Annotated in this window: 15 protein-coding genes; 8 read left to right on the top strand and 7 right to left on the bottom strand. The window is 59.8% G+C overall.

Translation table 11 applies throughout. The features are described 5' to 3' along the window. Nucleotides 1–83 precede the first annotated feature (83 nt). Together HTIA_RS05280 and HTIA_RS05285 are read right to left on the bottom strand one after the other, a co-directional pair. Nucleotides 84–1,847: a glycoside hydrolase family 2 protein gene (locus HTIA_RS05280; protein WP_008523895.1), complete on the bottom strand. Its 1,764-nt coding sequence runs from the start codon at nt 1,845–1,847 to the stop codon at nt 84–86. 161 nt (nt 1,848–2,008) lie between these two features. Further along, entirely contained in the window at nt 2,009–3,244 is a 1,236-nt protein-coding gene (locus HTIA_RS05285) for an MFS transporter (RefSeq protein WP_044950711.1), read from the bottom strand. Between the two features lie 386 nt (nt 3,245–3,630). Between HTIA_RS05285 and HTIA_RS05290 the strand changes: the two genes are divergently transcribed. Both HTIA_RS05290 and HTIA_RS05295 read left to right on the top strand, forming a co-directional pair. Then, on the top strand, nt 3,631–3,831 hold the full coding sequence (locus HTIA_RS05290; RefSeq protein ID WP_008523893.1) for a hypothetical protein: 201 nt from the start codon (nt 3,631–3,633) through the stop codon (nt 3,829–3,831). A gap of 324 nt (nt 3,832–4,155) precedes the next feature. Beyond that, a complete protein-coding gene (locus tag HTIA_RS05295) occupies nt 4,156–5,010 on the top strand; it encodes an MBL fold metallo-hydrolase (RefSeq protein WP_021029722.1) in 855 nt (284 codons plus the stop codon). Between the two features lie 151 nt (nt 5,011–5,161). On the opposite strand, the gene kdgK1 is transcribed toward HTIA_RS05295, so the two are convergent. The 3 genes from kdgK1 to HTIA_RS05310 form a co-directional block, all read right to left on the bottom strand. Continuing rightward, nucleotides 5,162–6,115, bottom strand: coding sequence for a bifunctional 2-dehydro-3-deoxygluconokinase/2-dehydro-3-deoxygalactonokinase (gene kdgK1 / locus HTIA_RS05300; RefSeq protein WP_008523891.1), 954 nt, complete (start codon nt 6,113–6,115; stop codon nt 5,162–5,164). A gap of 120 nt (nt 6,116–6,235) precedes the next feature. Further along, nucleotides 6,236–7,057, bottom strand: a complete 822-nt coding sequence (locus HTIA_RS05305; RefSeq protein ID WP_008523890.1) for an SDR family oxidoreductase — start codon at nt 7,055–7,057, stop codon at nt 6,236–6,238. A gap of 155 nt (nt 7,058–7,212) precedes the next feature. After that, nucleotides 7,213–8,166, bottom strand: a complete 954-nt coding sequence (locus HTIA_RS05310) for a mannonate dehydratase (RefSeq protein WP_021029718.1) — start codon at nt 8,164–8,166, stop codon at nt 7,213–7,215. A gap of 679 nt (nt 8,167–8,845) precedes the next feature. On the opposite strand from HTIA_RS05310, the gene HTIA_RS05315 reads away from it, so the two are divergent. The 4 genes from HTIA_RS05315 to HTIA_RS16275 all read left to right on the top strand — a co-directional run bounded on the left by HTIA_RS05315 (nt 8,846) and on the right by HTIA_RS16275 (nt 13,095). After that, nucleotides 8,846–9,625 carry an IclR family transcriptional regulator gene (locus HTIA_RS05315; RefSeq protein ID WP_008523888.1) on the top strand — a complete coding sequence of 260 codons (780 nt, stop codon included), beginning with the start codon at nt 8,846–8,848 and terminating at the stop codon, nt 9,623–9,625. Nucleotides 9,626–10,566: 941 nt separating this feature from the next. Continuing rightward, complete coding sequence (locus HTIA_RS16270; RefSeq protein WP_148290931.1) at nt 10,567–11,025, top strand: hypothetical protein; 459 nt, start codon at nt 10,567–10,569, stop codon at nt 11,023–11,025. 49 nt (nt 11,026–11,074) lie between these two features. Beyond that, nucleotides 11,075–12,415: an ISH6 family transposase gene (locus HTIA_RS05320; RefSeq protein ID WP_008524214.1), complete on the top strand. Its 1,341-nt coding sequence runs from the start codon at nt 11,075–11,077 to the stop codon at nt 12,413–12,415. 62 nt (nt 12,416–12,477) lie between these two features. Continuing rightward, nucleotides 12,478–13,095 carry a hypothetical protein gene (locus HTIA_RS16275; protein ID WP_148290932.1) on the top strand — a complete coding sequence of 206 codons (618 nt, stop codon included), beginning with the start codon at nt 12,478–12,480 and terminating at the stop codon, nt 13,093–13,095. Nucleotides 13,096–13,433: 338 nt separating this feature from the next. On the opposite strand, the gene HTIA_RS05330 is transcribed toward HTIA_RS16275, so the two are convergent. Then, nucleotides 13,434–15,071 (bottom strand): GTPBP1 family GTP-binding protein, encoded by a 1,638-nt coding sequence (locus HTIA_RS05330; protein ID WP_008528287.1) that lies wholly within the window; start codon nt 15,069–15,071, stop codon nt 13,434–13,436. A 109-nt stretch (nt 15,072–15,180) separates the two neighbouring features. Next, nucleotides 15,181–15,879 carry a phosphoglycolate phosphatase gene (locus tag HTIA_RS05335; RefSeq protein WP_008528289.1) on the bottom strand — a complete coding sequence of 233 codons (699 nt, stop codon included), beginning with the start codon at nt 15,877–15,879 and terminating at the stop codon, nt 15,181–15,183. Nucleotides 15,880–15,989: 110 nt separating this feature from the next. On the opposite strand from HTIA_RS05335, the gene HTIA_RS05340 reads away from it, so the two are divergent. Then, on the top strand, nt 15,990–17,279 hold the full coding sequence (locus HTIA_RS05340) for a TIGR00341 family protein (protein ID WP_008528290.1): 1,290 nt from the start codon (nt 15,990–15,992) through the stop codon (nt 17,277–17,279). Between the two features lie 85 nt (nt 17,280–17,364). Then, complete coding sequence (locus HTIA_RS05345) at nt 17,365–18,105, top strand: SIMPL domain-containing protein (RefSeq protein WP_008528292.1); 741 nt, start codon at nt 17,365–17,367, stop codon at nt 18,103–18,105. Nucleotides 18,106–18,125: the final 20 nt, after the last annotated feature.

Here is an 18,125-nt window from a genome sequence, read left to right on the forward strand (position 1 = left end):
CGTATAATAGTCTAAAGACAATCGTCACTGTCCAACAGACGAATCGAGCGGCCGTCGGGGTCGAGAACGCCGACTGACAGTGCTCAGTCCTGGCGACGTTGCTCGCTGTAGAAATTCCGGAGAACGTGGAAGGCCTGTTTCTTCCGGCCGTGCTGGTCGAGGACCCCCTTTCGATTGTACCCGCGCTGGTACTCGTTCTGGCGGTACGGAGCCCGGAAGTCGAACAGGATCCACGGGGCCATCCCCGAGAGCTGGTCGTTGTCCGCGACGGCGGCTGTCTGCCCGCGGTAGATGTCAGCCTGGAACTCCTCGGTCCAGCGCTCGTCCGCGTCGCCGTGCTTGCCCCACTTCGCGCCGCCGCCCGTCTCCGAGATGAGTACCGGCGTTCCGTCGGGTTCTTCCTGGAAGTGCTGCATGTCGTCGTTCTCGCCGTAATACCAGCCGTAGTACTCGTTGATCCCGACGACGTCTAGGTCCGCCTCGAGCGGATCCTGGATCTCGATGCCGTCATCGGTCTCGTCGGCGAAGCAGGCCGCAGTCACGAGCCGGGTATCGTCGAGTCCACGGACGTACTCGACCATCTCCGAGAGGACCTTGTTTCGGGTCTCGTCCTCGTGGTCGGTCTCGTTGGCGATCGACCACAGCGCGACCGACGCGCGGTTCCAGTCACGCTGGATGAGTTCCCGAAGTTGCTGGCGATAGAGGTCCTGGACCGCCTCGTCGCCGAACTCGATGTCCCAGTAGGCCGGCACCTCTTCCCAGAGGAGAATCCCCTCCTCGTCGGCCTTGCGGGCCATCTCTTCGGTGTGGGGGTAGTGGGCGAGTCGAGCGTAGTTACAGCCCAATTCGGTGATCCACTCGAAGCGTTCCTCGACGTCCTCGATGTCGAGCGCGCGCCCCTTCCCGGCCGATTCCTCGTGGAGTGCGATCCCGCGAAGCCAGATCGGTTCGCCGTTCAGGAAAATGTCGCTCCCGTCGACCTCGACCTCGCGGAACCCGACCTCGTCCGAGACGCTGTCCGCGCCCGCCGTGACTGCAACCGTGTACAGCCGGGGATCTTCGGGGCTCCAGAGCGAGACCTCCTCGCGCGAAAGGACCGCTTCGCCGGTGAACGCCTCGTCGCTCGCCGTGCGAGTCAACTCGAGTTCCTGATCGAGTTCGGGTACAGACGCGTCGACGGTCGTCCCGTCGTCAGCACCGTCGACCCAGGCCGAGATCGAGACCACGACGTCCTCGCCGTCGAGCGTCGTCTCGACTTTGAAGTTCCGGACGTACGTCTCCGGAACGGTGACGACCTCGACCGACCGGTTGATCCCGCCGAAGTTGTACCAGTCCGTGGCGTCGTTCGGGATGCCGTCCTCGTAGCGGTAGTTGTCCATGCGGACGACCACGACGTTCTCACCCTCCTGGAGTTCGTCGGTCACGTCGAAGCTGAACGGCGTGTACCCACCCTCGTGGGAGCCGAGTTTCTCGCCGTTGAGCCAGACGTCGGCCTTGTAATTGACCGCGCCGAACCGGAGGAACGCACGGTCGTCGTCGGCCTCGAGGGGGTTCTCGAACGTCCGTGCGAACCAGACCCACCCCTCGTAGTGGCGGAACTCGGGGATCTCCTCGCCGAACGTCGACGGAATCTCGACGGAATAGCCGTCGTAGATGTTGAAGTCCGCTGGGTCGTTCTCGATCGAGGCGTCCGGCTCGTAGATCGGTTCCGCCGAGAAGCCGGTCGGCAGATCGTCCTCGTCGACGACGTCGCCGTAGATGTTCTCGAAGTTCTCGTACTGGTCCGGGATCGCCTGCCAAATCCCGTCGAGAGATGTCGTCTCTCGTGGATAGGTTAGTAACTCCATCACATTCGACTAGTCCACACAAATAATATTAAAAGTTGTGGTGTTTTTGAACGGCGACGTCGTTGTCGAGCTGTGCGCCCACTTTCGAAACTGTCGAGCTGTGCGCCCACTCAAGTCATCACGAGAAAACCACGGGCCCAAGTGAGCGGAATCGAAGACCGTCAGTCGTCAGCGAGGACGGTTTCCTCGTCAGAAATGTCGCGGCTTCTGAACCAGAGGCCAAAGAGGCCAAGAGCGACGACCGCCAGGAAGACGCCAGCGACACGAAGCATCCCCAGGCGGCCGAACGCGTCGATGAGGGGGTTCGGAAGGAACGGCGAGAGCGCGAAGCCACCGTACATGAACATCGTAACGCCACTGAGCGCACGACCGCGGTATTCCGGGTCGACGACCTTTGCGACCCAGTCGTTCGCTGCCGGGAGGATGAGACCAAACCCGACTGCGGAGGTCAGAATACCGAGGTAGACCGGCAACAACGTGTCAAACGTGGCAATGGCGATGAATCCAACCGAGGAGACTCCAAAGGACAACGCCATAATGGTGATGTGGCGGAGGCGTTGCTTGATTTGGCCATAGAGAGAAGACATGGCGAACGCGACGAGGGAGACGCTCGATAGGATGATCCCGACCTGGCCATCGCCCACGTCAAGACCCCCAGTGAGATAGTAGGGGACCTCGATCTGGACGAGGTTGGTCGTCAACATTGCGAGCAAGACGAGAACGTAAATCGAGATGAGCAACCAGGCCGGGTTGTTGCGGACGATATTGATCGCTGCTTCGATGCGGCCGACCTCGTCGTCGCTAGTCGTTTTGGTGACGTCCGGTTCAGTCAGATACCGGATGATGAACGGGACGAACAACAACGCGACCGCGTAGACGAGGAAGATGTACCGCCATCCGATCGAACCGGCGATGTATCCACCGAGCAGTGCCGCGATCACGCCGCCACCTGACGTCGCTGCAGTGAAGTATCCCATCACGGACTCCCGGCGGCCGTCCGAGTAATAGTCCGTGATGAGCGTCGGGACGGTAACGTTGATCGCGGCGATGGCGATCCCGTCGAAAATGCGTGTGGCGAGGATCAGGTAGATCGAATCGAGGAAGAACGCAACACTCGTTCCGGCACCGAAGATGATGACGGCCGCGAGTAAGATCGGTTTTCGGGCGTACCGATCGAGCAGGTACCCGGTCGTGGGAGCGGCGATGAGGACGACCCACGCCGACGTCGTGCTTACGAGCTGTGCGAGCGTCTCCGAGTTTGGAACGTGGGAGAACGTCGCCTGAATCGACGGGATCGTCGGGTTGATCATCGCCCCGGAGAACGCAGGAAGGAACCCAAGGAGAATTAGCGTCAGTATCCGTGGGTATGTGAACGAACTCTTTGATTCTGTTGACATCGTTGGTTACCTCATTGTTGAACTACTTCGGTGGCTATGCGACGAGACACTTGTCACGGTCGATAGCTTCATACACCACAGAGTATTTCGCACATGGTATATAAATATTGTGCACTATTTATCCTGCGGCAGTGTCAACGGTAGCCCGGGACCCAACAGAAACCGAGACAGCAGGTCGCAGACCGCACTGAGGGCAAGCACCCGGCGTCGATAGGGACGACAGGACCAATGGCAAACGTCGAGTCGGGTGTCGTCGAGTTCGCGGGCGTACTCGACCATCTCCGACCGCACTTGGTTCCGGGCCTCGCCTTCGCGGTCGATTTCGTTGGCAATCAACCACAGCGCGGTCGACGTGCGGTTCCAATCGCGTTGGATAAGGCCCCGAAATGTACGAGACGGACGTCGTTACTTCCCAGTTCGGTGACCCACTCGAAGCGCTCCACAACGTCGTTGATATCGAGCGTGCGGCCCTTACCCGCGTGATTCTTCATGGACGCGATCCCACACAGCCAGATAGATTCACCGATCAGGAGGCTGGCACTCTCTTCGACAGCGAGTTCACGGAAACCGATCTCGTCTTCGACTGACTCGGAGAGTAGACTGCTGGAGCGACCAGTTCGACGTGACCTACTGTATCGATTCAATCGAGTGGGGGCGACGCTCTCAGTCAAGGACGCGGCGAAAGGCGACGATCCACCCGCTGACGGGTTCTACGGCTACGAGTGTACAGTTGTCTCGACCAGGCAAAATCCGCCTCTCGCTGTGTCTTTGGCTCGCTGTCCCGTTCATCAACTACGATCGCGGAAAATACAGGACGCACGACCATTCCGGTGTGGAATACGTTCTATGATACCGTCGGAGATAACGAAGAAATACAAACATATAAGTCTATTTAGGAACGTATATATAGTATGGAAATTACGTTAATCGGGACTGGAAGTCCGATTCCGATTCCAGAGCGTGGAGGTACGAGCCTAGTGGTCGACATCGCGGACGACACGGTGTTGGTGGATTGTGGGCCCAGAGCGGTCTATGGACTGATGGACTCCGAGATTGACATGGGGGAGATAGAGACGGTATTTTTTACTCATCACCACATGGATCACAACGCGTCATTCTTCCACTTCGCCTTTACAAGCTGGACCGAGGCAGGTCGCGAATCGCTCACCGTGTATGGCCCGGACGGCACCGACCGACTCGTGGAGGCGCTGTACGATATCTATGCGGAAGATATCGAGTATCGAAAAGATGTCTACCCGACGGACGGTATTTCTGGTATCGAAACCAAGCGAGTGACGGACGGATTCAGTCGTCAGATGGACGGCTGGGAAATCACTGCACTGCCAGTTGACCACTCGATTGAGACGTACGCTTATCGGTTCGAGGAGGACGAGACGGGAGAATCATTTGTCTTCTCCGGGGACACGCAGAAGATTCAATCACTTGCCGACTTTGCCGCCGACGCGGATATACTCGTTCAAGACAGTAACACTGCACCAGTTGACGAGGACCAGGTCCCGAGCGATACCCAGTTCGTGTGGCCACAGTACGCGGCAGGCGACGAGGGACTCGACGAGTCGACGTTGACCGCCAATCATTGCGATGCGACAGACGCCGGTGAGATCGCACAAGACGCCGGTGTGCAGACACTCGTTCTCACCCACCTTATGCCGTACCGCGATCTCGACGCGATGCAGCGAGATGCCGAATCAGTCTTCGACGGTGACGTGATCGTAGCCGAAGACGGTCTCAGGCTTACACCGTAGTGACTGACTCATTCGTGTGAATTCAATTTTCGGTCGATCAAACAGGTAGAAAAATACTCGGCAGCAGCATATGTCAATACAAGATAATAGGTTTTGCATTATCCATATCGGAATCGGATCGAGCAAACACCGTCACGGGGTAGGGATCTCCTCAGCGCGAGATTTCGGTGCCGCCGTCGTCGACGACCGCCTGCACTTCCTGGGGCGTGAGTATCGCCTGGTCGCCGCTGATCGTCCGCTTCAGCGCCGCACTCGCGGCAGCGTGGGCAAGCGCATCCGCGGGATCGGCTCCGTGGAGGTGCCGGGCGAGGAACCCGCCGACGAACGCGTCGCCGGTGCCGATCGGATCGATCGTCTCCGTCTCGTAGACGGACTGTTCGAACACCTCGTCCCCGTGGTGACAGAGCGCGCCGTCTGCGCCCTGTGTAACGACGACCGTTTCAATATCGTACTCGCTTGCGAGGGCTGTCGCCTGTTCCGTCGGTGGTCCCGAGAGCCCAAGCACCGCAGCGGCGTCGCGCTCGGGCGCGAACAGCAGGTCCACGTCTGCCAGTAGCGACTCGAACGTCTGCCTGGCTGTAGCCGGATCCCAGAGCTTGCGCCGGTAGTTCAGGTCAAATGCAGTACGGACGTCCGCTGCAGAAGCCTCCCGAAGCAACTGCTCGGTAGCCGTCGCCGCCGCCGCTGACAGCCCGGGCGTGATCCCCGACGTATAGAACAGTTCCGCAGTCTCGAGTTCGTCGATCGGGAGCTCGCTAACGGTGACATCGGCAAATGCCGAGTGCTCGCGGTCGTAGACGACTTCTGTCCCCCTCGGTTCGGCCCCGTGTTCGAGATAGTACGTCCCGAGCCGACTTGACTCCGCCCAGTCGACGGCAGGGTCGACACCGTGTCGCCGCAACTCGCCAGTCACCCGTCGCCCGAGCGGCGAATCGGGGACTCGCGATAACCAACGAACCTCGTGGCCGAACCGCGACGCGAGGACCGCGACGTTGCTCTCGGCTCCGCCGACAGCGACGTCGAACGCGGACACCGCTTCGAGGCGCTGTCCCTGTGGCGGCGACAGTCGTAACATCGTCTCGCCGAACGTAACCAGATCAGTCATGTGTTCGTCTATGTTGGACAGTGTATTGATCGCGTGGCCTGTTTCGGGGAATTCTCCGTGAGAGGTTCTGAACGTCACCGCGGAATCGTGATCACCGCGAAACTGCGCCAAACACAGGACCTAGACGCCGCTGTACGCGGAGAAGCCGCCGTCGATGGGGATGACGGCCCCGGTGACAAACTCAGAGCCGGGCGCGATCAGCCAGAGCACGGTCGAGAGCAGATCCTCGGGGTCGCCAAAGCGGTCCTGGGGCGTGTGGTCGATGATCTGCTGGCCGCGGTCAGTCAACTCGCCGTCGTCGTCGAGCAGGAGATACCGGTTCTGCTCGGTCAGGAGGAAGCCGGGGGCGATCGCGTTCACCCGAATATCGGGCGAGTGGTTCTGGGCCATGTCGACCGCGAGCCACTCCGTGAAGTTCGAGACCGCGGCCTTCGCGCCCGAATAGGCCGGGATTTTCGTCAGCGGTGTGAACGCGTTCATCGAGGAGACGTTGAGGATGTGACCCTCGCCCTGCTGGGCCATGTACTCGCCAAACGCTTGCGAAGCTAGGAACGTCCCCAGGAAGTTCAGGTTGAACACGTTCTCGACGCCCTCGGCGTTCAGGCCGAAGAAGTCCGTCTCCTCGTCCGTGGTCGCTTCCGGGCTGTTGCCGCCAGCGCCGTTGATCAGCACGTCGATGCGGCCGTATTCGTCGACGACCGTCTCCGCGGCCGCCTCGAGTTCCGCCCGGTCGAGCACCGACCCCTGGATAGTCGTATATTCGACGCCCATCTCATCGAGTTCGTCGCCGGTCATCGCGAGCTTCTCGTCGTCGAGGTCGAGGACCACAACTGTCGCACCCTGCTGGCCGATCGCCTTCGCCATCGCGGAGCCGAGCACGCCTGCGCCACCAGTGATGACGCATACCTTGCCGTCGATATCGTAACTGTTCGGTACGTTCATGCGCTTCAACAGCACTGTTATCGGTTATCGGTTATCGTATAAATATCTTTGTGTTTATCAATCAAGAACCGGGAACCATCGAGGACCGACAAATGGCTGTAATCGCTGTTTAGGGGATCCTGGCTCCGAAGAACGTGCTCAGTGCGGTCCAGACGTCAGACCGATTCGAGCAGGCCGCGCATGTAGCCGATGGCGAACAGCCGGCCCTTGGTGTGATATCCCGGATTGGAGTTGTCCTCGCCAGCCATCGTCGGGACGTGATCGGGGCGCATCGGCCCGTCGAAGCCGACGTCCTCGAACGCAGCCATCGCTTCCTGCATGTCCGTTGGGCCATCATCGTGCCAGGTCTCGACGAACCGCTCTGGCGTCCCCTCGACGTCACGGAAGTGCGCGAAGTTGATCCGGTCGCCGAAGTGGCGAATCGCCTCGGGGACCGGCGTATCCATCAACGAGAAGTTCCCCTGGCAGAATGTGACGCCGTTGTGTTCGCTGTCGACGATGTCGAGAATTCGATCGTAGTTCTCGACGCTATAGGCCAACCGCGGAACGCCTCGAACGGACTCCTTGGGTGGATCGGCTGGATGCAGGGCGAGCTTCACGCCCGCCTCCTCGGCGACGGGAACGACCTCCGTGAGGAAGTACTCGATCGCGTCCCAAAGCTGATCCCGGCTCACGTCCGTGTAGTCGGTCTTTGGACCGCCGCGCATCTTCTCGTCGTCGTAGCCCGTGACAAGCGAGCCCCCGCGGGATTCGACGTGTGCCTCTGTCCGCGCCCACCGGATGCCGGCCATCCAGTCGTAACAGACGACCGGGATGCCGGCCGCACCGACATCCCTGATGAACCGCTTGAAGTTCTCGATGTCCTCGTCACGACCGTCCTGGCCGAGGCGAATCCTGTCCGTGAGCGGGACTGACCCCTCGAGGACGTCCAGGCTGATCCCTGCGTCCTCGAACCAGTTGACCATTCCTTTGAGTTGGTCGTAGGTCCACTCAGACTGATCGTCGCCGATTTCGAGCGGGTGAACGACAGCACTCCGCACACCCATCTGTTTTGCGAGCTGCCAGCGATCGTCCGGCTCAGGCGGCAGTATGAGCGATAGGTCTACCATACACTTCCCCGGACCAGTTTTAGATATATAATCATTTTGCTTTTCTGGAACATTTGAATAAAAGAAGGTTTTATACATCAGCGTCCAAAACGCGGATATGGATCGCGAAGAACTCAGGCCTGTGCCAGATCGAACTCACCACTACCATCGGGATCGATCGGTTCCGTAGTCACCCTGTCTAGAAACCCACCATCTGGCGACTGGCATCAGGTACCCACAGGCCGGAGTTCCGAGAGATCCTGTCTCGATGGACGACCGTAGCCGGTCGGGCCATCGTGGCTGTAGTAACCCCTTTCCCCACGACCGGCGAGTCGTCCGAAGTTACACGATTACTCGTCGTGCCGTCTATGTGCCCGTGCGTGGTCCCCAGTACGAGCGCACACACTGGATTGCGGCCGTGGCGCCAAAGTGAATGACTCGATCGAGATCGTCTCTGGCCTTCGAAGCAGAATCAGGTGTTCGTCAATATTGAACAGCGATGGCGTTCACAACCAGTAAAGGCCGACACAAGAGCACGATGTGGAACCGGGGCGGTCGCCCACCGTCGCAAACACGGCAACGTCCTCCATGCACGAGAGCACGATGGGGCACCGGGGCCGAAATTCGTCCAGCGGTGTTGGACAGTTTATGACAGCCACACGTGAGTAATACTAATACTCACTGCCCCAAACTGGTAGACATGAGCGAGAACGAAGACGAGTCGAACTCGAAAAACCGAATTCAGTCTGTCGAAAATGCGTTCAAGATTGTTGACGAGCTCAAACAACGGGAGTCGGCCAGTGTTTCAGCGCTCGCCCGTGATCTCGAGATTCCAAAGAGCACCGCTCATGTCTACCTCCAGACCTTACAGGATCTCGGATACGTTGTCCAGGAAGACGACAAGTACGGACTGAGCCTGCGGTTTCTCGAACTCGGGGGGCACGTTCGGCACGATCTGAACATCTATCACGCCGCCAGGACAGAGATCGACGACCTCTCGGAGACGCTTGGTGAAGTCGCAACGATCGGGTACGAACAGAACGGGCTTCGGGTACTCGTCTACCGCACCGAGCCGACGACGGGCATTTCAGACAACGCACCGACAGGTGAATACACGCAGATGCACTGGACGGCACTCGGAAAAGCGCTCCTCTCCCGACATTCAGACGCGGAAGTACGGGACATCGCCGATCGACACGGGTTGCCGGCGGCGACAGAACAGACGATCACTGACGTCGACACACTCCTCGAAGAGATCCAGACGATCCGAGACCAGGGCTATGCCCTCGAGGACGAGGAACGCGTCAACGGCATTCGTTCGATCGCCGTGCCGATCGGGAATACAGCGCTGGGGGGGAACTCCGCGATTTCGATCGCCGGGCCCAAGCACCGCTTCAACGACGACCGGATCGAGGACGAACTCCTGCCGGAGCTCAAGAACGCAGCGAACGTCATCGAGTTAGAGTACCGTCACTACTAACCTCTCATCACCCCATTACAGACATACAAATGTAACACCCATTCTGCTGCGGGGAGCGTATTGACGTGAATGGGTCGTGGTCACTCCGGTCGTCAAATCAGCAACCGAACCCGGTCCAGGAATACCGAAATGAAATATCGACACACATACCAAAATGAAATATAAGACAGGAATTTTATAATTTATGCGGCGGCGGACAAGCTGCCACTATCAAAATACAGACTACGTTCGATAGAATAATAGTATAAACGAACACCAAAAGACCAAATTAAGTTAACATATTTATAATAACCGTATAAAAAGTTAAATAGCTATTCAAAACTAATGGCGAAGCAGTATCCCAGGTTCAGAAAGAACAACGCGACAAATAGACGAATATGTACGCCTTTGAGCCGATAATGGGCTATTTACTCGATCTGGAATGCTGTCACGATCGTCGATAAAGCTCCTATCGAGGCAACAGATAGACTCCACTAAAATTACAAAGATAGTATAGTTATATAGATCCCTAAATTTTCTTACTATAATTGTTCAGATAGCACGTCGTCTGTTAACCTGGCGTGGTTCTCAGGAGAACACCTCATGAGTGAAGCGACGATATAGTGTCATCCAGACGTAAAATAAACGGATCGTGAGCGAGGAGACCGGTGACACGCGCCAATCTCGGCAAGACCGCGTTGAACGGGTCACAAAGGAGCAGACAACGGTGTCACACCGTGGCGACGGGACACGGGACCTCGTCGATTGTGTTACTCCACGCCAGTCACGTCCGTCACCGTCCCGACGCCCTTCGAACGGCCCTCGCGGAAGATGTCCTGTCATTTTCTGACATACTCTCTGCCCAGTAGATGTATAGAATGAAATTAAGATAGGAAGAGATAAATACTGATTGGTTATAAATCAAATTGGAAATGGTAGAAAAATCACGACGTCGGAACATCATGAAGCTGGGAGCGGGTGCTGCACTATCTCCCATCATCGCCGATAGTGTCCAAGCTAAGCAAAGTAAACACAATGATCTTGCTCAGATAATAGATACATACGAAGAAGAGCACGGTAGCGTGACGGAGATAAACGTGGTGAACAGAGATGATCTGAGAAATGGAAATAAAAACAATCGCAACACGAAAAAGAGAAAAAAGAGTGGAAAGGGAAAGAAAAAGACGAGAACGCTAGAACTAGAGTATATTTTTGATGATGGATATTGCGAAGAGGTACGGATGAAACAATTAGCCTCAAGAAAATCCATGGTGAAATTTGGAAATGAGAAAGTCAAGTATGAACTCTCAAAGGAGAAGCTATCGGATTTTGAAAATAAGGCAAAGAGGTTGAGAAAACAAGACAGCCGAGAACGTAAAAAGTGGGTCGTGTCGCAAAGTCCTCTAGAGTTCAGTAACTGACTCCCCTGAGGAAGGGGACGCCTCTGGTGTCCACTCCGAGAGGTGCCCCATGCACGCCACAATCGACGTGCGGTTGACCGTTAGCATCGACGACGACAAAACGATACCGCTGGCCACGCTTGCCGAGTTCATCACCGATCAGAACATCGAATCAGTTCTTCTCGAAGGACTCGTCGAGAGCCTCGACGCGGCTCGCGTCGAGGCGCTCTGTGGTGAAAAACACGCCCACGGCAACGGTGACCAGCGCTACCAACGCGCCGGTACCGATACCCGCACGGCCGTCACAACCGCCGGTGAGCACGAATTCGACCTTCACTACGTCGAAGATACCGCCGCTGACCACGACGAACCCAGCTACTTCCGCCCCGTCGAAGATGTTCTTAGCTTCGACGGAGAAAACCGTTATCAGCAGGACATTGCGGCCAAGAGCGTCGATCTCGCTACCTCGCTCAGCTATCGTGACGCCGCTGACCACGGCGACGGCATCCTCTCGGAGATGCCGTCGCCGACCACGATCAACCGCCGCGCCAGAGAATACGGCAGCAAGCTCAAACAGTTCCTTCCAGACTGTGTCGCTGACACAGACGCTGATGCGGTTATTCCTGACGCCACGAAGTGTCACAGTCAAGACGACGACCGCTCGTACCACTCCGTCCAAGCCACGCTCGGCAAAGATACTGCCGAGGAGTCCCGCTCCCTGCTGGATCTCTCGGTCAACGCTGACTGGGACGAGACAGCCGCCGACCTCGACGACATCGACGCAGTCACTGACGACGCGACGGTCGTCAGTGACGCTGAGGAGGGTATGGTCACGGCCTTTACCGACGAAAATCGCAATCACCAACTTGATCTCGTCCACGTCGGCCGAACACTGGACTACAACCTCTGGGACGACGGCGTGTTCTCCTTGGATCGACGAAACGAGATCGTCTCGGAGGTGATCGACGAGGTGTTCCATCTGAAGAATTCGGTCGCCAAGCACCGGCCGGAAGAGGAGTTCGCGGCGATCCGCGAGCGGATCGCGCGAACGACCGAGCGTATCGAGAAGACAGCGTGGCAGTTGGATCAGTACGGGTCAGAGAAGGCTGCGGGGTATCTTCGGCGGTGGGTGCCGTCGATCGTGACGTTTGCCGAGCAGGCTGTCGAGGGGTTCGAGGTGCCGTGGACCTCGAACCCCGTCGAACGGCTGATGGGCGAAGTCAGCAAGCGATGCAAGAACCAGTGGATGCGCTGGACAACGGAGGGATTAGAGGCGATACTCCAGCTTCGGCTGGTGAAGTACGCTGATCCAGAGCACTACCAGGCGTTCCTTGATGAACTGCTCCAGCGATCGACCAAAACAGCAATGAGCTGTGACCTCTCAATTGAGAGTACCAGAGGCAAACTCTAGACCGCTTTGCGACACGACCAAAAAGTGGCACAAGAAGCTTGGGAAACAGACGGAGGAGACAGATGACTAAATCAGTTGATATAGGAAACGATGAACGTTTTGATGGTGCAGACACGGGGAATTCCGGTGGTGGAGGGTTCCAATTAGGTAATGTCATGAAGAGTTTTGTCGATAGGAGAGACGAAGCCCAAGCGGCGTGTCAGGCCATGCTTGCAGGACTGCCAAATGGACTGACCGCATGGGCGGAAGCAGGACATGTGTTTACTGTGGAAGGAGATGGTTCGCAAGATGCAGACATTATTGTTGAGGGCGAGTACGATGGAAGCCAAATTGGAGCGGCAATGGGGTTTGCACAAAGTACTATCTCTGTTCACTTAGAAAATTTATCTGATGAATCTGGAGGTGGGTGGCTCCCTTGGGACTCTCCATCGCCAACTGAAGTAACTAACACTCAGGTATTTCATGCGAAATCCTATGCGGTTCACTGGAATTGGTTCAGCGATGAATTCGAAGCGAGAATGAGTGCAGACTTGGAGGCAGGAGATAAGTACTATGCGTATCTTAAAGTTCACACCCAGGCGGTTGGAGAAACAGCAGGATATGGGATAGCAAACATGCATAGAGCCGGTCACGATGGCGGCTATGGGAAAGTTGACAATATACGAATTGAGTGGGATTAGTTATATGAATTACAACTAAACAATGGAGAGGAGATACCCAGGGTGGATACCGATCGCATTGATCTCAGTGGTGAGCATTGTGTTTGGCTTCATCGGATCGGTTACCGTTCCAGATACGATCGTCTCGACAATAATTTTCTTCCCGTTTTTGTCTGTCCTGATCGTTCTCCTCTTGGCTTCACCGCGTTTTGTGGCTCAAGAGCGCGAACAGTTGAGCGAATCGGGACCCTGGTATCCGTCGCGGTGGTACTATCTCATTCCGGTCGTGCCACTGCTTACTTTCATCTACATCATACAACGATATCGATACATCGGGCTACGGTAGGACTCCCGAAGACTCACTCCACGCCAGTCACGTCCGTCACCGTCCCGACGCCCTTCGAACGACCCTCCCGAAAGACGAAGCGCTGGCCCTCCTCGACCAGGTACGGCCGGAACTTGAACCGAACTCGCGCGCGACCGCTGTCGCCGGGCAAGAGCTGACCACCCTCCGGATAGAAGGCAGCAGCCTCGCTGATCGTTTCCAGATGCACCACGGGCTCGTAGCCTTCGCCGATCCGCGTCGGGTGGTTGAGCACCATCACCTCGGCCTCGAACTCCCGGACTGGCTGTGGATCGGCCTCGCGTGGCAGGAGGACCATCCCGCGCTCGACGTCCTGTTCTTCGACGCCCTTCAGCGCGATGCCGACGATCCGGCCCGCCCGGCCTTCATCGACGCGGTGGTAGTGCATCTCGATGGAGCGGGCCTCGACCTCGCGAAAGCCCCCGTCGGCCATCGGCCCCAGGAGGAGGTCGTCGCCGGCCTCGACGCGCCCGGCGTTGATCGTCCCCGAGGCGACCGCGCCGACGCCGGTGACGTTGTAGCTCCGGTCGACGTACATCCGGAACTCGGCGGTCTCGTCGCCGCCGGTTTTGGGCAATCGCTCGAAGAGCTCGTCCAGGGTGTCGAGTCCCGCACCGGAGACGGCGCTGGTCGTCACGACCGGGACGACAGTCTCGGAGATCTCCTCGACCGCGGCGTCGATTCCATGGCGCTCGACCGGTAGCGGCGTCTTCTCGACATCCCGTAGCAGACGTTCGACCTCGCGCTCGACCGCGACGACCCGGTCGTCATCCACCAGATCGGCCTTCGTGATGGCGACGATCGTCGGCAGTTCGGTCGCCAGCAGGATGCCCAGGTGCTCGCGGGTCGTCTTGGTGGGGCCGTCGTCGGCCGCCACGGTCAGCAGGCCGTAGTCGAGTTTCTGGCCGACGAGCCCCCGGATCGTCGTTCGAAGCCAGGGCTCGTGGCCGACGGTATCGACGAAGGAAACGAGCCGATCGGCCTCCTCGACGATGCGGGCGCGATCGGTCTTCCGATCGGGGTTGTCCATCCGGACGGGACCGTCGTCGTCGAAGCCGTAGACGCCATAGGAGAGATCGGCCGAGAGGCCGCGCTTGACTTCGTGCGGGCGGACGTCCATGTACGAGCGCGTCCCGCCCTGGCCGTCGTCGGACTGACCGGTGACGAGCGACCCGACGAGCGTGCTCTTGCCGTGGTCGACGTGGCCGGCGGTCCCGACGACGATGTGCTCGTCGTCGTCCATGACCGCACCCTCCCGGATGGTCGCGACGCCGACGATCCCGCGCTCACCGGACTGGCCGCGGACGGCATTGCCCTCCCCGTCGACACCCCACGTCTCGACGTCCTCGATGTGCGCGTCCGCCTCGTCGGCGAGCAACGAGAGGACGTCCATCGACTCGGAGAAGGCCGGCGGCTCGATACCGGCGAGATGGCCGTCGTCGGTGATCCCCACGACGTAGGTCGCTTCGCCATCGCCGCTGAGGACGCGGTGGCGAAGCTGGGCAGCCAGACTTTCGAGGCGACCGTCGACGAGGTGCGTATCGCGAGTCAGGCGTTCCTTGAACTCGACGCTGCCGCCCTCGTGCTCGCCGCGCTCGATCGCGCGTTCGAGGACGGCCCGGTCGGGAGTCATGCCAACAGGTAACGGTGGTGTCCCCAAAAACCTTCCCCGGAGATCGCCACGTAGCGTTCCCGATGGTGGCGTTTGTGAATATATGACAATGAAGAACAAACGACTGGCGTCACCACTCGCCGGCGTCGACTCGATCCAGCGCCTCCAGAAAGCCATCGGCGAAGGTGTCGTCCGTGACGTGGTCGGCTGCCGCGAGTGCCGCGTCGTCGGCGTTCGCGACCGCGATGGCCGTCCCGGCGCGTTCGAAGGTCGAGACGTCGTTGGTCGAGTCGCCCACGGCGACGAATTCGGTTGGCTCGTACCCAAGCGCGTCGGCGACCGTTTCCAGACCCTTTCCCTTGGTCATCGTCGGGGACTTGACGTGGTAGGCGTACTGGGTGTCGACGACCTCCAGGCCGTGCTCGGCCGCAAGGTCCCGGAGCGGTTCGAGTGGCCGGTCGCGGGCGGCGATCACCTCGGTCTCACGCCACCGGTTCGGCAAGTCGGCCACACCCCACCCGAGGTCGTACCCGGCCTCGACGTAGGCGTCGGCGACCGCCTGAGCCGCCTCGCGATCACCGTGCACGCGGAGGTCGTCGGTCGCCTCGACGAACGTGACGCCACCGTTCTCGGCGATGACGGTTCGCTCGAGGCCGAGGTAGTTCGCGAGCGCGATCGGGAACGGGAGGACCTTGCCAGTCGCCAGAACGACCGGCCCGTCCCACGCCCGGAGCGCGGGCCCCATCCGGGGGTCGAGGCGCAACTCGTCGTCGGTCAGCGTCCCGTCGACGTCCGTCACCAGCGGCGGCGCAGTGCCGGCTCCAGCCATGTGCGGATCTCGCGTCCCCGGGGGCTTGCCGGTTGCGTTTCCACCGAGACAACGAGTCCGATCGCGGAGCGACCCAACCTTTCATTGCCCCCGACGACGAGCCTACGGGCGTGCGACTCGTCCAGGTCACGATCCCGGCGGGCAAACGCGAGGCGATCGAGGCGGCACTCGAGGACGTCGACGTCGAGTACGTCCTCACCGACGAGACCAGCGGTCGGAAGTACACTGCCATCGCGTACATCCCGTTACCGACCAACGCCGTCGAACCGGTCCTGGAGAAACTCCGGGAGGCCGGCATCGACGAGCAGGCCTACACCGTCGTCGTCGAGGCCAACACCGTCATCTCACGGCGCTTCGAGGAACTCCAGGATCGTTACGCCGAAGAGAAAAGCGAGGAACGCATCGCCCGCGAGGAACTCACCTCCAAGGCCGCAGACCTCGCCCCGGCGACCTGGAGTTACGCTATCCTGACGGTCGTCTCGGCCGTGATCGCGACCGCCGGCCTCCTGCTCGACTCCCCGGCCGTCATCGTCGGGTCGATGGTGATCGCGCCACTGATCGGGCCCGCGATGGCCGCGAGCGTCGGGACCGTCGTCGACGACCACGAGCTGTTCCGGCGGGGCGTCGGGCTCCAGATCGCCGGCCTGGGACTGGCCGTGATGAGCGCGGCCGCTTTCGCTTTCGTGGTCAAGAACCTGTTTCTTGTCCCGCCAGGACTCGACGTGACCGAGATTCCGGCCGTCCGCGAGCGACTGCTGCCGGACTTCCTCTCGCTTGTCGTCGCGCTGGGGGCCGGCGTGGCGGGCGTCGTCAGCCTCTCGACGGGCGTCTCGACGGCCCTGGTCGGCGTCATGATCGCCGTCGCGTTGATCCCGCCGGCGGCGACGGTGGGCATCGGCATCGCGTGGGGGCTGCCCGCCGTCAGCCTCGGGTCGGGCGTGCTGACGCTGGTGAACGTCCTCTCGATCAACCTCGCCGCGCTGGCGGTGCTGTGGTACATGGGCTATCGGCCGACCTACTGGTTTCGGGAGGACGAGGCGCGGGCGAGCACGCTCAAACGGTTCCTCGCGCTCGCGGCCGCCATCGCCGTCCTGTCGCTGTTTCTGGGCGGCGTGACCTACGACACCTATACTCGCGCCACCGTCGACGGCCAAATCGACGAGGCAGTCCGGGACGTGATCGAGGAGACGCCGACAGCGACGCTTCACTCGGTGTCGGCCGAGCGGACCGGCGGACTGTTCTTCCGACAGACCGACCGAGTCGTCGTCACGGTCGGCGTGCCGCCGGGGGAGTCGCCGCCGGACCTCCGGGACCGACTCGACGACCGACTCGACGGGAGCCTCGACCGGGACGTGACCACGGAACTGCGATACGTGACGACCGAGGTCGCCGGTAGTTGAGGTGACTGGCGGATCCCGGACCGCTCAAACGAACGTTTGACCGTTCGATTGGACTATATGTTCTCCGGGTGTCTCGACACCTGTAATGCAGATAAACAGATCGACCCTCCTGGTGTCCGCCGTGGCGGTACTGTTGCTCGCCGCGGTGGGCGCCGCGACGGCCGTCACGCCCACAGCACAGTCCGACCAGCCAGCCAAACAGATCGACGTCGCCGCGTCGGCGGAGGTCTCGGCCCAGCCCGATCAGGCCCTGGTCCGACTCGGCGTCGTCGCGACCGCCGAAGACGTCCAGACCGCCCGCGATCGGGTCGCCGAGAACGTCTCAGCGGTCCGTTCGGCACTGGATGAGCTGAACGTCTCAACCGAGCAGATCGAGACCGCGTACTACGACATCGGCGAAGTGCACGAGCGCCCCGAGACCGAAGGCGCGAGTGAATTCCGTGCCGTCCACACGCTGGAAGTCACGCTGAACGATACCGACCGCGTCGGCGAGATCATCGACGGAGCGGTCGACAGCGGTGCCAACCGCGTCGACGGCGTCTCCTTTACGCTCTCGGCGGAGAAGCGTCACGAACTTCGCCAGGATGCCCTGGAGAAAGCAATGGACCGCGCCCGGACCGATGGCGATACCCTCGCCAACAGTTCCGATCTCCGGGTCGTCAGTGCGTCCTCGATCAGCGCCAGCGACGCCAGCGTAACCCCGTACCGCGTCGAGCAAACGATGCTCGAGGCTGCCGGTGACGCTGCCGCCTCGACGACGGTCGAGAGCGGTCCCGTCGACGTGAGTGCGTCCGTCCAGGTCGTCTACAACGCGACCAGCGCCTGAGAACCCGGAATAGCACCCAC

The sequence above is a fragment of the Halorhabdus tiamatea SARL4B genome (assembly GCF_000470655.1).
Lineage (GTDB): Archaea > Halobacteriota > Halobacteria > Halobacteriales > Haloarculaceae > Halorhabdus > Halorhabdus tiamatea.

Bases quoted from the DNA above. Each gene is read 5' to 3' on its own strand.
- HTIA_RS05280 (WP_008523895.1), bottom strand. From the start codon at position 1,847: ATGGAGTTACTAACCTATCCACGAGAGACGACATCTCTCGACGGGATT.
- HTIA_RS05285 (WP_044950711.1), bottom strand. From the start codon at position 3,244: ATGTCAACAGAATCAAAGAGTTCGTTCACATACCCACGGATACTGACG.
- HTIA_RS05290 (WP_008523893.1), top strand. From the start codon at position 3,631: ATGTACGAGACGGACGTCGTTACTTCCCAGTTCGGTGACCCACTCGAA.
- HTIA_RS05295 (WP_021029722.1), top strand. From the start codon at position 4,156: ATGGAAATTACGTTAATCGGGACTGGAAGTCCGATTCCGATTCCAGAG.
- kdgK1 (WP_008523891.1), bottom strand. From the start codon at position 6,115: ATGACTGATCTGGTTACGTTCGGCGAGACGATGTTACGACTGTCGCCG.
- HTIA_RS05305 (WP_008523890.1), bottom strand. From the start codon at position 7,057: ATGAACGTACCGAACAGTTACGATATCGACGGCAAGGTATGCGTCATC.
- HTIA_RS05310 (WP_021029718.1), bottom strand. From the start codon at position 8,166: ATGGTAGACCTATCGCTCATACTGCCGCCTGAGCCGGACGATCGCTGG.
- HTIA_RS05315 (WP_008523888.1), top strand. From the start codon at position 8,846: ATGAGCGAGAACGAAGACGAGTCGAACTCGAAAAACCGAATTCAGTCT.
- HTIA_RS16270 (WP_148290931.1), top strand. From the start codon at position 10,567: ATGAAGCTGGGAGCGGGTGCTGCACTATCTCCCATCATCGCCGATAGT.
- HTIA_RS05320 (WP_008524214.1), top strand. From the start codon at position 11,075: ATGCACGCCACAATCGACGTGCGGTTGACCGTTAGCATCGACGACGAC.
- HTIA_RS16275 (WP_148290932.1), top strand. From the start codon at position 12,478: ATGACTAAATCAGTTGATATAGGAAACGATGAACGTTTTGATGGTGCA.
- HTIA_RS05330 (WP_008528287.1), bottom strand. From the start codon at position 15,071: ATGACTCCCGACCGGGCCGTCCTCGAACGCGCGATCGAGCGCGGCGAG.
- HTIA_RS05335 (WP_008528289.1), bottom strand. From the start codon at position 15,879: ATGGCTGGAGCCGGCACTGCGCCGCCGCTGGTGACGGACGTCGACGGG.
- HTIA_RS05345 (WP_008528292.1), top strand. From the start codon at position 17,365: ATGCAGATAAACAGATCGACCCTCCTGGTGTCCGCCGTGGCGGTACTG.